The sequence below is a fragment of the Bacteroides togonis genome (assembly GCF_900130135.1).
GTDB classification, from domain to species: domain Bacteria; phylum Bacteroidota; class Bacteroidia; order Bacteroidales; family Bacteroidaceae; genus Bacteroides; species Bacteroides pullorum.
This window is the reverse complement of sequence record NZ_LT670820.1, coordinates 3,824,515-3,839,136: the sequence shown is the minus strand read 5'-3', so window position 1 is coordinate 3,839,136 and position 14,622 is coordinate 3,824,515. Positions and strand designations below refer to the sequence as shown.

General features: G+C 50.5%; 15 protein-coding genes. 13 read left to right on the top strand and 2 right to left on the bottom strand.

Annotated features, from left to right (window positions below):
- The first annotated feature begins 11 nt into the window (after positions 1–11).
- The 8 genes from BQ8005_RS16225 to pyrF all read left to right on the top strand — a co-directional run bounded on the left by BQ8005_RS16225 (position 12) and on the right by pyrF (position 7,369).
- Positions 12–914 carry a TPM domain-containing protein gene (locus tag BQ8005_RS16225; RefSeq protein WP_021848623.1) on the top strand — a complete coding sequence of 301 codons (903 nt, stop codon included), beginning with the start codon at positions 12–14 and terminating at the stop codon, positions 912–914.
- A 52-nt stretch (positions 915–966) separates the two neighbouring features.
- Positions 967–1,551: a LemA family protein gene (locus BQ8005_RS16220; protein WP_075318761.1), complete on the top strand. Its 585-nt coding sequence runs from the start codon at positions 967–969 to the stop codon at positions 1,549–1,551.
- 233 nt (positions 1,552–1,784) lie between these two features.
- Positions 1,785–2,954 carry an AIR synthase-related protein gene (locus tag BQ8005_RS16215; RefSeq protein ID WP_075318760.1) on the top strand — a complete coding sequence of 390 codons (1,170 nt, stop codon included), beginning with the start codon at positions 1,785–1,787 and terminating at the stop codon, positions 2,952–2,954.
- A gap of 144 nt (positions 2,955–3,098) precedes the next feature.
- Positions 3,099–3,356 (top strand): hypothetical protein, encoded by a 258-nt coding sequence (locus BQ8005_RS16210; protein ID WP_075318759.1) that lies wholly within the window; start codon positions 3,099–3,101, stop codon positions 3,354–3,356.
- A gap of 27 nt (positions 3,357–3,383) precedes the next feature.
- Positions 3,384–3,689, top strand: a complete 306-nt coding sequence (locus BQ8005_RS16205; protein ID WP_159436285.1) for a hypothetical protein — start codon at positions 3,384–3,386, stop codon at positions 3,687–3,689.
- Positions 3,690–3,730: 41 nt separating this feature from the next.
- A complete protein-coding gene (locus tag BQ8005_RS16200) occupies positions 3,731–5,404 on the top strand; it encodes a hypothetical protein (protein ID WP_075318757.1) in 1,674 nt (557 codons plus the stop codon).
- Between the two features lie 7 nt (positions 5,405–5,411).
- On the top strand, positions 5,412–6,524 hold the full coding sequence (prfA, locus tag BQ8005_RS16195; RefSeq protein ID WP_075318756.1) for a peptide chain release factor 1: 1,113 nt from the start codon (positions 5,412–5,414) through the stop codon (positions 6,522–6,524).
- Positions 6,525–6,544: 20 nt separating this feature from the next.
- Positions 6,545–7,369: an orotidine-5'-phosphate decarboxylase gene (pyrF, locus tag BQ8005_RS16190; RefSeq protein ID WP_075318755.1), complete on the top strand. Its 825-nt coding sequence runs from the start codon at positions 6,545–6,547 to the stop codon at positions 7,367–7,369.
- 95 nt (positions 7,370–7,464) lie between these two features.
- Here the strand turns inward: pyrF and BQ8005_RS16185 are convergent, their stop codons facing one another.
- Both BQ8005_RS16185 and BQ8005_RS16180 read right to left on the bottom strand, forming a co-directional pair.
- On the bottom strand, positions 7,465–8,547 hold the full coding sequence (locus BQ8005_RS16185; RefSeq protein ID WP_075318754.1) for an alpha/beta hydrolase: 1,083 nt from the start codon (positions 8,545–8,547) through the stop codon (positions 7,465–7,467).
- Positions 8,548–8,574: 27 nt separating this feature from the next.
- Positions 8,575–9,096: a cyclophilin-like fold protein gene (locus BQ8005_RS16180; protein ID WP_075318753.1), complete on the bottom strand. Its 522-nt coding sequence runs from the start codon at positions 9,094–9,096 to the stop codon at positions 8,575–8,577.
- A 192-nt stretch (positions 9,097–9,288) separates the two neighbouring features.
- On the opposite strand from BQ8005_RS16180, the gene BQ8005_RS16175 reads away from it, so the two are divergent.
- From BQ8005_RS16175 to lpxA, 5 genes are all read left to right on the top strand, one after another.
- Positions 9,289–9,768, top strand: a complete 480-nt coding sequence (locus BQ8005_RS16175) for a DUF6078 family protein (RefSeq protein WP_075318752.1) — start codon at positions 9,289–9,291, stop codon at positions 9,766–9,768.
- A 203-nt stretch (positions 9,769–9,971) separates the two neighbouring features.
- Entirely contained in the window at positions 9,972–11,201 is a 1,230-nt protein-coding gene (locus BQ8005_RS16170) for an HD domain-containing protein (protein ID WP_075318751.1), read from the top strand.
- A gap of 85 nt (positions 11,202–11,286) precedes the next feature.
- Positions 11,287–12,327, top strand: a complete 1,041-nt coding sequence (lpxD, locus tag BQ8005_RS16165; RefSeq protein WP_021848609.1) for a UDP-3-O-(3-hydroxymyristoyl)glucosamine N-acyltransferase — start codon at positions 11,287–11,289, stop codon at positions 12,325–12,327.
- 3 nt (positions 12,328–12,330) lie between these two features.
- On the top strand, positions 12,331–13,716 hold the full coding sequence (locus tag BQ8005_RS16160; RefSeq protein ID WP_021848608.1) for a bifunctional UDP-3-O-[3-hydroxymyristoyl] N-acetylglucosamine deacetylase/3-hydroxyacyl-ACP dehydratase: 1,386 nt from the start codon (positions 12,331–12,333) through the stop codon (positions 13,714–13,716).
- A 100-nt stretch (positions 13,717–13,816) separates the two neighbouring features.
- On the top strand, positions 13,817–14,593 hold the full coding sequence (lpxA, locus tag BQ8005_RS16155) for an acyl-ACP--UDP-N-acetylglucosamine O-acyltransferase (protein WP_075318750.1): 777 nt from the start codon (positions 13,817–13,819) through the stop codon (positions 14,591–14,593).
- The last annotated feature ends 29 nt before the right edge of the window (positions 14,594–14,622 follow it).

The following is a 14,622-nucleotide window of genomic DNA, read 5'->3' as shown; positions in this document are numbered from 1 at the left end:
TACATATCTTCATGAAGAAAATTATACTTTCTATCTTATTCTGTCAGCTTCTTTGTTTGACGACATGGGCACAAGTTGTTTATACTCCAGAGAATCTACCGAAAGTACACCTAGTAGACAAAACTCGCTATGTATGTGACCCCGAGAACATACTCAATGTGGCAGCTCGCGACAGCATTGACCGCATGCTTTATGCTCTGGAACAACAGACCGGTATTCAGACTGTAGTGGCCGTAGTACCCACCATTGGCGAGGCAGACTGCTTCGACTTCTGCCATCAGCTGCTTAATTCATGGGGAGTAGGACAGAAAGGTAAGGACAACGGACTCGTAATCCTGCTCGTTACCGACCAACGATGCATCCAGTTCTATACTGGTTATGGGTTGGAAGGCCCCCTACCCGATGCCATCTGCAAACGCATCCAGACACGCCATATGATACCCTATTTGAAGGAAAACCGATGGAGTGAAGGCATGGTGGCCGGCATCCGTGCTACCTGTGCACGCCTGGACGGTTCGATGGAGAACGACCTGCCAGCCGACGGAGATGACGATGGTGCAGGTAGCGTCTTTCTGGTACTTTTCGGTATCGTAGCGGTAGGTGTTTTCCTCGCAGTCATAGCTATGCACGCAGCTTCCAAATGTCCCAAATGCGGCCAGCACAAATTGCAGCGCAGCTCCAGCCGCCTCATTGCACTTCGCAACGGTGTCAGAACGGAAGACGTAACCTACACCTGCCGTAACTGTGGCCATCAGGTGATACGCCGCCAGCAATCTTACGATGACAATTATCGCGGACGGAGAGGAGGAGGCGGAGGTCCTTTCATCTTCGGAAGCGGAGGTGGCGGAGGATTCAGTGGAGGTAGCTTCGGCGGAGGAATGGGAGGAGGCGGAGGTGCCGGTTCCCGATTCTGACCTTCCCAAGAATTTGCTATTATTTTATTAATCTATCAAATTACTGAACAATATGAAAAAAGTAACGATTATCATCATTGTAGCTGTAGTAGCCGTTATCGCCATTTGGGCCATCAGCGGCTACAACAGCCTCGTCGGCATGGACGAGAACGTCAGCAACCAGTGGGCTAACGTGGAGACGCAGTACCAACGCCGTGCCGACCTCATCCCCAACCTGGTGAACACCGTCAAGGGGTATGCCGCTCACGAAAAGGAAACGTTGGAAGGCGTCATCGCCGCCCGCAGCCAAGCTACCCAAATCAAAGTGGACCCCACGGACCTGACGCCCGAGAAGCTGGCCGAATATCAGAAGGCACAGGGCCAGCTGGCCACCGCCCTGGGCAAGCTGCTTGCCATCACCGAAAACTACCCCGACCTGAAGGCCAACCAGAACTTCCTGGAGTTGCAGGCCCAGCTCGAAGGCACAGAGAACCGTATCAATGTAGCCCGCAAGAACTTCAACGACGCGGCCAAGGCCTACAACACCACCATCCGCCGCTTCCCCAAGAATATCCTTGCCGGTATGTTCGGCTTCGACAAGCGCGCCTACTTCGAGGCAGCTGAAGGTGCTGAGCAGGCTCCACAAGTGCAATTCTAAAATTCCCTATGACACAAGTCTGTGTTTTATCATTTAGAAACGGCTGTTTTCCCATAAAGAAACGGCCGTTTTCTTTATGAGAAAACAATCCTTTCTACTAAAAGCAACACCCTTAATTTCTATATGGGAAAAAACAACAAGCAGAATATCTGGAAAATGCCTGCCGCATAGTAGGCTATCTGCCGAATAATTGTTACTTTTGCATATTCAATTGAACAAAAATACATTATCTCATGAGTAATCAACGATACATGATGCGCGGCGTAAGCGCATCGAAAGAGGATGTTCACAACGCCATCAAGAACATCGACAAGGGCATTTTCCCGCAGGCCTTCTGCAAGATTATCCCCGACATACTGGGCGGCGACCCGGAGTATTGCAACATCATGCACGCCGACGGCGCAGGCACCAAGTCCTCGCTGGCCTACCTGTACTGGCGGGAGACGGGCGACCTCTCGGTGTGGAAAGGCATCGCGCAGGACGCGCTCATCATGAACATCGACGACCTGCTCTGCGTGGGCGCCGTGGACAACATCCTCGTCTCCTCCACCATCGGACGCAACAAGCTGCTGGTGCCGGGCGAAGTCATCTCCGCCATCATCAACGGCACGGACGAACTGCTGGCCGAGCTGCGTGAAATGGGCGTGGGCGTCTATGCCACGGGCGGCGAGACGGCCGACGTGGGCGACCTGGTGCGCACCATCATCGTAGACTCTACCGTGACCTGCCGCATGAAGCGCAGCGACGTCATCAACAACGCCAACATCCGTCCGGGCGACGTCATCGTGGGCCTCGCCAGCTACGGACAGGCTACTTACGAGAAGGAATACAACGGCGGCATGGGCAGCAACGGCCTGACCTCGGCCCGCCACGATGTCTTTGCCAAGTACCTGGCAGAGAAATATCCGGAAAGCTACGACAAGGCCGTGCCCGACGAACTGGTATATAGCGGCAAGCTGAAGCTGACCGACAAGGTAGAAGGCAGTCCGCTGGATGCAGGCAAGCTCGTCCTCTCGCCCACCCGTACCTATGCGCCGGTTGTCAAGAAGCTGCTCGACGCCCTGCGCCCCGAAATCCACGGCATGGTACACTGCTCGGGCGGCGCACAGACCAAGGTGCTGCACTTCGTGGGCGACAACTGCCGCGTCATCAAGGACAACCTCTTCCCCGTACCTCCCCTGTTCCGCACCATCAAGGAGCAGAGCGACACGGACTGGGCGGAGATGTACAAGGTATTCAACATGGGACACCGTCTGGAAGTCTACCTCTCGCCCGAGCATGCCGAGGAAGTCATCACCATCTCGAAGTCGTTCAACATCGACGCACAGGTCATCGGCCGTATCGAGGAAAGCGACAAGAAGGAGTTGATTATCCGCTCGGAGTTCGGTGAGTTCAGGTATTAATAAAAGATATTGAGCGCTATGGGCTATGTAGTCATTGGTCTGATTGTGGTGTGTGTATTGGCTTGGGGGCAATATTACCGGAGCAATACCCGCCGCAAGAAGAAATAAAGACACGGTAAAAGAGATAAATAACACTCCAAGGTCATGAAGAAAACTCTTGGAAAGCTCATTCTGTATGTCATACTGTGGATTGTAGCAGGTGCCGCACTGAGCGTTGTAGCTACACGCATCGGTTCAGACTATCTGCACAGCCTGGCTGTCATAGGTCCGCCCATGGTGGTAGGTTACCTGTCCAGTCTCGAAGACGGAAAGGAGAAAGGCCGCCGGTGGCGGTGGTGGCGGTTGGTGTTGCTGACAGGCATAGTCACCACAGCGTTCTGGCTGCTTGAGAAATTAGTGTAACAAGAACAACTCTTCAAGATAAGAATTATGGAACGAGAACATCAAGACAGAGATATGAAACACTTGCTCAAAGTCATTCTCGTGGCCATTGTCATCCTTACCTTCTGCTTCGGACTTTACGTCCTCAGCGACCAGTGGGATGCGCCTGTTCTCCGATTCCTGAACTACACCATCATCGGTGCAGCCACTGGAATCTACTCTGGTCCCCATCTTGCTCCCGAAGCCGATAAGGCGAAGTATCGCATGACTCCCAAGAAATGGATATTGAGCATCGCAGGCGTAGTCGTGTTTGCGGCAGTGCTGGCGTGGCTGATTGAGGGGAGGTTGTGGTAAAACAAATAATAAAGCTATCTTACTAAACAGAATAAAAAGTTATGGCTACATTAAAAATCCGTACCAACTTTGATTGTAATATCTATATTGATGATGAATTTACGGCACAAGCAACCAAAGATAAAATCACCAAAATAAACATCCCTAACTTAGGAAGATACCACGTTGATTCCCAACTGATTTTAAATCAATCTATTATATCCTTGTATCAAGATTCAGGATTAAACATTCCTATTTATCATAAAACTAACATAATAGAAATATCTAATAGTACTTATGAGTATTTATTAGTATATGATTTTTTATTTGAACTTGTAGCCTCTCATTTAGATTTTGTAAAAATAAAAGCCACTTCAATTTACCAATCAACCCAATCTATAGCTGAAAAATTAGGACTCTTATCTAATATAAAAAAAATTGTAAGTACACTATCAAAAAATATCCCTAAAGCTAACGATAAAGAGAAAGAAAAAGAATTAGAATCTTTAGAGACATCTATAATAAAAACAATAATGTTTATAGAAGATTACAAGACTAATATTAAGGAAAAAGTTTTAAGAATGAATTACAAAGACATTTTAAAACTAAATTGTTCCTTTATAGAAAAAACTGTAATCTCTGATTTCCCAAATGAAATTTTAGATGAAGATATAGATCTAGGTGAAGAAGAGATACTTTCCTATATCATATACCATGACTATGGATTCAAAATTAATCTACCTTATTATTTTAAAGAAGATTTCAAATATGGATTTGCTATCGTTCAAGACTCTAATAGTAACTGTGGAATAATTGACAAAGCTGGAAATTTAATATTGCCATGTAAATATAAAGATATTAAATTACTTTTTCAAACAAAAGATAATTCAATTATATATGGTATTGTAAAAGAAACCGAATCTTCAAATGAAGAACTTCATTTATTAAAAATTTGCGATACTTCTGATTATTCGAATGTATTTAGTGCAACTGTATATGATAATCTAAAATGCGTTTACAACGAAAAACTTGGCTTGATTGCAACTTTCATGTCTATACAACAATACATGGAAGAATATAATATACAAGATGAATACGATATAGATCCTGATGAAATTAGTTACAATATTAATATCATTGATGTAAAAAACGACGAATGGGATATACCTTCAGGTTGGGGAGAAATTAAAGAAATAACAGACAATCAATATATAATTTATTATAGACCCAACAATGGTTATGGGATAAGTATAATAGATTTAAAGTATCATTGTTTTGGAAGTTCCCTAATCGATAATTGTAAAGAAATATTTCACGTAGGAGGTGATTTCTTTGCGCTGAGAAAATATGATTTAACGCATGAACGAACTGATGTTGAAGAATGGTTTCTTAAGAAAAAAGATGATTGGAGAATATGGGAAGGATTTTGGAAGTTCTCAGAAACTGCTAACATCTTTAATACTGTTTTTTTCAATCCATGCTGTGGCATTATTCATAATACAATTATAAAAGAAGATGGAATCCCTTATGGCTTTTTCTATTACAAACCAGATCTATGGTCCGGTGATAAAATTGATTATGAAGATCTTATAGTCGTTAAAGGAAAAATCTTATATGACAATGATTATGCATCAAAACCTATAGAATTTGAATGTAGAGCGTTTGGATTTGCAGGAAGTGGAGAGGAGGTCTCTGAACTTTTTAGAGAATGGACATATTATAAAGATTTATATTAAAAAATAAATGGCAGAAAACAACACCATACTGGAAAAGCTCGACGGCCTCGTGGCCCGCTTCGAGGAAGTGTCGACACTGATTACCGACCCGGCAGTCATTGCCGACCAGAAGCGGTACGTCAAGCTGACGAAAGAATACAAGGAACTGGGCGATCTGATGGACGCCCGCAAGGAATACATACAGGTATTGAACGGCATCGACGAAGCCAAGGACATCATCGCCAACGAAAGCGATGCCGAGATGCGCGACATGGCCCGCGAGGAACTTGATGCCTGCCAGACGCGCCTGCCCGAACTGGAAGAGCACATCAAGCTGCTGCTCGTTCCGGCCGACCCGCAGGACAGCCGCAACGCCATCCTCGAGATACGTGGCGGTACGGGCGGCGACGAAGCGGCCATCTTTGCAGGCGACCTCTTCCGCATGTACTCCAAGTACTGCGACATCAAGGGCTGGAAGCTCGAAGTGTCCAGCGCCAACGAAGGAGCCGCAGGCGGCTTCAAGGAAATTATCTGCTCCGTTACGGGCGAGAACGTGTATGGCACACTGAAGTATGAGTCGGGCGTACACCGTGTACAGCGCGTGCCGGCCACGGAGACACAGGGCCGCGTGCATACCTCCGCCGCCTCGGTAGCCGTACTGCCCGAAGCTGAGGAGTTCGACGTGGTGATCAATGAAGGCGAAATCAAGTGGGACACCTTCCGAAGCGGCGGTGCAGGCGGTCAGAACGTGAACAAGGTAGAATCGGGCGTACGTCTGCGCTACAACTGGAAGAACCCGCTGACGGGTGTCGTAGAAGAAATCCTCATCGAGTGTACCGAGACGCGCGACCAGCCCAAGAACAAGGAGCGTGCCCTCTCGCGCCTGCGCACCTTCATCTACGACAAGGAGCATCAGAAGTACATCGACGACATCGCCTCCAAACGCAAGACGATGGTCAGCACGGGCGACCGCTCGGCCAAAATACGTACCTACAACTATCCGCAGGGACGCATCACTGACCACCGCATCAACTACACCATCTACAACCTGGCCGCTTTCATGGACGGCGACATACAGGACTGCATCGACCACCTCATCGTGGCTGAGAATGCGGAACGGTTGAAGGAAAGCGAATTGTAATACAACAAAAGATAGAAAATATGAACAAGCAACAACTTTTTGAAAACATCAAGAAGAAGCAGTCGTTCCTCTGCGTGGGGCTCGACACGGACATCAAGAAGATTCCCGAACACCTGCTGAAGGAAGAAGATCCCATCTTTGCCTTCAACAAGGCCATCATCGACGCTACGCAGGACCTCTGCATCGCCTACAAGCCCAACCTGGCTTTCTACGAGAGCATGGGCGTAAAGGGATGGATTGCCTTCGAGAAAACAGTGAACTACATCAAGCAGAACTATCCTGACCAGTTCATCATCGCCGACGCCAAGCGCGGCGACATCGGCAACACATCGGCCATGTATGCCCGCACCTTCTTCGAGGAGCTGGACATCGACTCCGTGACCGTAGCTCCCTACATGGGCGAGGACAGCGTGACGCCGTTCCTGACGTACGAAGGCAAGTGGGTCATCCTGTTAGCACTGACCAGCAACAAGGGGTCGCACGACTTCCAGCTGACGATGGACGTAGACGGCGAACGCCTCTTCGAGAAAGTACTCCGCAAGAGCCAGCAGTGGGCTAACGACGAGAACATGATGTACGTAGTAGGTGCTACACAGGGACGCATGTTCGAGGACATCCGCAAGGTTGTGCCCAACCACTTCCTGCTCGTGCCGGGCGTAGGCGCACAAGGCGGCTCGTTGGAAGAAGTCTGCAAGTATGGCATGACGAAGGAATGCGGCCTTATCGTCAACTCCAGCCGTGGCATCATCTACGTGGACAAGACAGAAAACTTCGCTGCCGCCAGCCGCAAGGCCGCACAGGAAGTACAGGCGCAGATGGCTGAGCAACTGAAGGCTATTCTTTGATTCTGCGAAAAGCTCCATTATATAACAGGGGTGTCGTTCAATCTTATGTATGAACGGCACCCCTGTTTCGTTGAATAAATATATGCTTTACCATCTTACTTCAGATACTCTCTGAAGAAGCTCTCAATCTTGTCGAAAGGTATTACCTGCAGGTTGTCGTACAGGTCGGTGTGGTTGGCGCCGGGGATGATGAGCAGTTCCTTGTTGTCGCCCGTCAGCTTCTGGAAGGCATCCCGACTGAAGTAGCACGAATGAGCTTTCTCTCCGTGAATCATCAGGACGGCGCTGCGTATTTCGTTGCTATAGGTCAGGATGGGCATGTTGATGAACGACAGCGAAGAAGTCTTGTTCCATCCGTCGTTCGAGTTGAGCGAACGCTTATGGTAGCCGCGCGGTGTCTTGTAGTAGGCATAGTAGTCTTTCACGAACTGGGGTGCGTCGGCAGGCAGCGGGTCCACCACACCGCCGGCACGTTCGTAGGAGCCGTTGCGGTAGTCGGCCGTGCGCTGGGCGTTGAGCTGGCGGCGGAGTTCGTAACGCTGGTCGGCATCCATCGAGTCGAAGTAACCGTTGGCATTCACGCGGCTCATGTCGTACATGGTCGAAGTGACCGTCGCCTTGATGCGCGTGTCGATGGCGGCAGCGTTCAAGGCCATGCCTCCCCAACCACAGATGCCGAGGATGCCGATGCGTTCAGGATCTACATCATCGCGGGTTGACAGATAGTCTACGGCCGCGCAGAAGTCTTCCGTATTGATGTCGGGCGAAGCCACATAGCGAGGTTGGCCGCCACTCTCGCCCGTAAACGATGGATCGAAGGCAATGGTCAGGAAGCCACGCTCGGCCAACGTCTGCGCATAGAGGCCGGACGACTGCTCCTTGACAGCTCCGAACGGTCCGCTCACGGCAATGGCTGCCAGCTTACCCGTCGCCTGCTTCGGCACGTAGAGGTCGGCCACAAGCGTAATGCCGTAACGGTTGTGGAAGGTCACTTTACTATGATTCACTTTGTCGCTCTGTGGGAACACCTTGTCCCACTCGCCGGTCAATTCCAATTTTTCCATATCATGTTGTTTTGAAGGGTTACACTTGTCCGTAACGTTTGCCGCACCAGCGGCGGTGAGACCTGCCAGCAGGAAAGCCGCCAACAGGCAGGGGAGAGTTTTCTTTCTGTTCATATCTTAGACCTTATTATACATTCTACATCATTCGCCACTCAAAGCGAGGCTCACGGTGACGTCTCCGTCGCCCAAAGCAGCTTTCAGTTCACTTTCCGACACGTTGTCAATCTTGCCGAGACGGGTGAGCGAATAGCTGTTGCGCCCGTAGTAGATGACGAAATAACGGCCCTGATACAGAATCAGGTCGCCCGGCACGGTCGAAATCTGTTCATCGTTGCGCGGCAGGGTAGTGCCTATCGGGCCCACCTTCTCCATCCGTGCATAGTCTTCCATCTCGATGGTGAGGTCTCCCTCGGCCAGCAGCGCCTTCAGCGCACGGGTCGAAGAGTTGTCTACCAGCGTGGCGGTGAATGTCTTTCCGCCTACTTTCAGTTTGATTGTACTTGTTTCCATATTCTCTTGATTTTCATTTTCCGATTCTCCCTCCTCCGGCTGGGCAGGCTGTTCGGGTACGGTGGGCTCGATATCCAATTCAGGGTCTGACGTGCAAGCCACCGCCATCCAAGGCAGCAACAGAAGGACAGGAATCAACAGATACATCTTCATGACGAAAAAGCATTAAAGTCTCTGATGCAAAGATACAGCGACAGAAGCCTCCGCCTTGTATACAGATTACGGAAGAAATAACGGGAATTACGGATAGATGTACAGATTTCTTCCCCACTCTCCCCGCCTCCCCCTTGTTTATCTCCTTGAAATCTCCTACCTTTGGGCGTAAACAAATAAGAACATCCGACCATGAATCACGAAAACAACGTTGCCACCGCCTCAGGAAAGACGGACAACATGCCCAAAGACTATATCTACTGTCCTGCCGCCGACGGAGCCTGTCCCCGCGCTCCGCAATGCTTGCGTGCCATCGCCTATCGTCAGTTGACGGCAACAGAGGCTTCGGACAAGCCTGGCCCCATCCGCATTGTGCACCCTGCCTGCGTCGCCCATGCACAGAAGGGATGCGATTACTACCGCGACAGCACGCCCGTGCGCTTCGCCCAAGGCATGACGAAACTGTTCGACGAGATCCCCCACCGACTGGAGGCAGACATCAGACGGCGCATCATGGCTTGCTTCTCTTGCAGAAGCTATTACTTCCAAAGCCGGAAGGGCGAACGACTCATCACGCCCAAGGAGCAACAGGCCATAGCAAACGTCTTCCGCCAGGCAGGACTGAAAGCCGAACCGGAGTTCGACAACTACGTCGAGGAAACTTACTGGTAATCAGCCGCCAAGCAGTTTATTTCAGTTTACTAAAAATAAACTGCCAGTTTAACCGTAATAAACTGAGAGTTTAAAGCTATTAAACTGACAGTTTAAACGGAGTAAACTGACGGTTTAAAGGCTTTGAACTGGGAGTACACAGACGATAAACGGAGACCATCTGCCCATCGTCCCATCCAATCCTCACCCTAAAAACAGAAATCATGAGCTACGAACGCAAAATCATTAACGACCCCGTCTTCGGGTTCATCAACATACCGAAGGGACTGCTCTACGACCTCGTGTGCCATCCACTGCTACAACGCCTGACGCGCATCCGCCAGTTGGGCCTGTCGTCCGTGGTCTATCCCGGCGCCCAACATACACGCTTCCAGCACTCGCTCGGCGCCTTCTACCTGATGACCGAGGCCATCCAGCACCTGACGGCCAAGGGCAACTTCATCTTCGACAGCGAGGCCGAAGCCGTCAAGGCCGCCATCCTGATGCACGACATCGGCCACGGGCCCTTCTCGCACGTGCTGGAAGACACCATCGTGCGCGGCGTCTCCCACGAAGACATCTCCTTGCTGCTGATGGAGCGCATCAACCGCGAAATGAACGGGCAGCTGACGCTGGCCATCCAGATATTCAAGGACGAGTATCCCAAGCGCTTCCTCCACCAGCTGGTCAGCGGCCAGCTCGACATGGACCGCCTGGACTACCTGCGGCGCGACAGCTTCTACACGGGCGTCACCGAGGGAAACATCGGCTCGGCGCGCATCATCAAGATGCTCGACGTGAAGGACGACCACCTCGTCGTCGAGGAGAAAGGCATCTACTCCATCGAGAACTTCCTCATGGCCCGCCGTCTGATGTATTGGCAGGTATATCTGCACAAGGCCTCCGTGGCCTACGAGCGGATGCTCATCGCCGCCTTGCTCCGTGCCAAGGAGCTGGCCGCCAAGGGCGAAGACCTCTTCGCCTCGCCCGCCCTGCGCTTCTTCCTCTACAACGACGTGGACCGCACGCGCTTCTACGACGACCCAGCCTGCCTGGAGAACTTCATCCGCCTGGACGACAACGACATCTGGACAGCTCTCAAGGTATGGAGCGACCATCCCGACAAGGTCCTGTCTACGCTAAGTACGGGCATGGTGGACCGCCGCCTGTTCAAGGTGGAAATCTCCACCGAACCCGCCACCGAGGAGCGCAAGCAGGAACTGACGGCACAGATAGCCGCCGCGCTGGACCTGACGCCCGCCGAAGCCGCCTGGTTCGTCTCCGTCCCCAGCATCGAGAAGAACATGTACAACCCCGCCGACGACAGCATCGACATCCTCTACAAGGACGGCACCACGAAAAACATCGCCGAGGCATCGGACATGCTCAACATCCAGCTGCTCTCGAAGAAGGTAAAAAAATACTACCTTTGCTACCTGAGGCTGCATAGATAAGTATAAAATATTCACCCAAGGACAAGGAAATATAAAAAAAAAGTCCGTTATTTGTGTTTTGAAAACCATTTAGCAAGAAACAGACATGGAATTTTCAGCCAAACAAATAGCTGCCTATATACAGGGAGAAATCGTAGGAGACGAAAATGCGACCGTGCATACCTTCGCCAAAATTGAAGAAGGAATCCCCGGCGCCATCTCTTTTCTGTCCAATCCGAAGTACACTCCCTATATCTACGAGTCGAAGGCCAGCATCATCTTGGTGAACAAGGACTTCGAACCCGAGCATGAAATAAAAGCCACCCTTATCAAGGTGGATAACGCTTATGAGAGCCTTGCCAAGCTACTTACGCTCTACGAACAGAGCAAACCGCAACTGAAGGGTATCGACCCGTTGGCCTACGTAGCCCCCACAGCCAAGGTGGGAGAAAACGTCTACATTGCTCCCTTTGCCTACGTAGGCGATGGAGTAGTAATCGGCGACGGCACTGCCCTGCATCCGCATGCCACTGTCTGTGCCGGAGCCCGCGTAGGTAGTCATTGTATCCTCTATCCGGGCGCAACCGTCTATCACGACTGCCGTGTAGGCAACAACTGCATCCTGCATGCCGGATGCGTCATCGGCGCCGATGGCTTCGGATTTGCCCCGACACCCGAAGGATACGAAAAAATTCCACAAATCGGCATCACTATTCTCGAAGACAACGTTGAGATAGGTGCCAATACTTGCGTAGACCGCGCCACCATGGGAGCCACTATCGTACACAGCGGTGTGAAGCTGGATAACCTCGTCCAGATAGCCCACAACGACGAGATAGGTTCACACACGGTGATGGCCGCACAGGTAGGCGTCGCCGGTTCGACCAAGATAGGCGAATGGTGTATGTTTGGCGGACAAGTAGGCATCGCCGGTCACATCCATATCGGCGATAAAGTAACGTTTGGTGCCCAGTCGGGCGTGCCCAGCAGCACTGAAAGCAACCAGCGACTGATAGGCACACCACCTATGGAAGAAAAGCCCTATTTCAAGTCGCAGGCTATCTTCCGCAAGCTGCCCGACATGTATTTCGAACTAAATGCGCTCCGCAAAGAATTGAATGAACTGAAACAACAATTAAAGAAATAATCCATGTTGAAACAAAAGACTCTGAAAGACAGCTTTTCGCTCAGTGGAAAAGGCCTCCACACAGGCCTCAACCTGACCGTAACCTTCAACCCGGCTCCTGAAAACCACGGATATAAAATCCAGCGGACCGACCTCGAAGGACAGCCCGTCATCGACGCAGTGGCCGAAAACGTGGTCGAGACGACACGTGGCACTGTACTGGCCAAAAACAATGTAAAGGTCAGCACCGTAGAACATGGCATGGCAGCCCTCTATGCTTTGGGTATAGACAACTGCCTGATACAAGTGAACGGACCTGAATTCCCTATTCTGGACGGAAGCGCCCAATATTATGTAAAAGAAATAGAACGCGTAGGATTCGAAGAGCAAAACGCCGTAAAAGACTTCTATATCATCAAGTCGAAGACGGAGTTCCGCGACGAAAAGACCGGTTCGTCCATCATCCTGTTGCCCGACGAGAGCTTCAGCCTGAACGTACTGGTTTCCTATGATTCAATCATCCTTCCCAACCAGTTTGCCACGCTGGAAGACATGGGCAAGTTCAAGGATGAAGTGGCAGCCAGCCGCACCTTCGTCTTTGTACGCGAGATTGAGCCTCTGCTTCAGGCAGGTCTCATCAAGGGAGGCGACTTGGACAACGCCATCGTCATCTACGAACGCGAAATGTCGCAGGAAAACTTCGACAAGCTGGCCGACGTGATGGGCGTGCCCCACATGGACGCCAAGCAACTGGGCTACATCAACCACAAACCGCTGGTATGGCCCAACGAATGTGCCCGCCACAAACTGCTCGACGTTATCGGCGACATGGCTCTGATCGGTAAACCCATCAAGGGACGCATCATCGCTACCCGTCCGGGCCACACTATCAACAACAAGTTTGCCCGTCAGATGCGCAAGGAAATCCGCCTGCACGAGATACAGGCTCCGACATATGACTGCAACCGTCCGCCTATCATGGACGTAAACCGCATCCGCGAACTCCTCCCCCACCGCTATCCCATGCAGCTGGTAGACAAGGTCATCGAGATTGGTGCCAACTACATCGTAGGCGTGAAGAACGTCACAGCCAACGAACCATTCTTTGTCGGCCACTTTCCGCAAGAACCAGTCATGCCAGGTGTACTCCAGATCGAAGCCATGGCACAGACAGGCGGCCTGCTGGTTCTGAACTCCGTCGACGAACCTGAACGCTATTCTACCTACTTCTTAAAGATAGACGGCGTGAAGTTCCGCCAGAAGGTAGTGCCAGGCGACACACTGATATTCCGTGTAGAACTGTTGGCTCCTATCCGCCGCGGCGTATCCACCATGAAAGGATACGTATTCGTAGGTGAGAAGGTAGTCTGCGAAGCAGAGTTCATGGCACAGATAGTAAAGAACAAATAAAATTAATAATGAAGAATGAAGAATGAAGAATTTCTTTGGAACACGCCTCATTGTGCAGCCTGAATTCTTCATTCTTCATTCTTAATTCTTCATTTATATTATGATCAGTCCCTTAGCATACATCCATCCCGAAGCGAAGATCGGCGAGAACGTGGAAATTGCTCCTTTTGTCTTCATTGACAAGAATGTAGTCATCGGTGACAATAACAAGATAATGGCCCACGCCAGTATCCTGTATGGTAGCCGCATCGGAAACGGTAACACCATTTTTCCCGGCGCTGTCATCGGTGCTATTCCGCAAGACCTGAAGTTCAGGGGCGAAGAAACAACTGCCGAGATAGGTGACAATAATACCATCCGCGAAAATGTGACCATCAACCGTGGCACAGCAGCCAAAGGACGTACCATTGTAGGTAACAATAACTTGTTGATGGAAGGGGTTCACGTAGCCCACGATGCTCTAATCGGTAGCGGTTGTATCATTGGAAACTCCACGAAAATGGCTGGAGAAATCGTTATTGACGACAACTCCATCATTAGCGCCAACGTCCTGATGCACCAGTTCTGTCGCGTAGGCGGCTATGGTATGATTCAAGGAGGATGCCGCTTCAGCAAAGATATCCCGCCCTACATCATCGCCGGACGTGAACCGATCTGTTATGCAGGCCTCAATATTGTAGGACTGCGCCGTCGCGGTTTCTCCAACGAGACCATCGAGGCCATCCACAATGCCTACCGCCTCATTTACCAAAGCGGCCTCAACACGACCGATGCCCTGAACAAAATAGAAGCGGAGATGGAAATGACACCCGAAATACGTTACATCGTCGACTTTATACGAAGTTCAGAACGTGGTATTATTCCTGGAGGAAAATAATAAACTAACAAACTCTAGTAACCAACAAA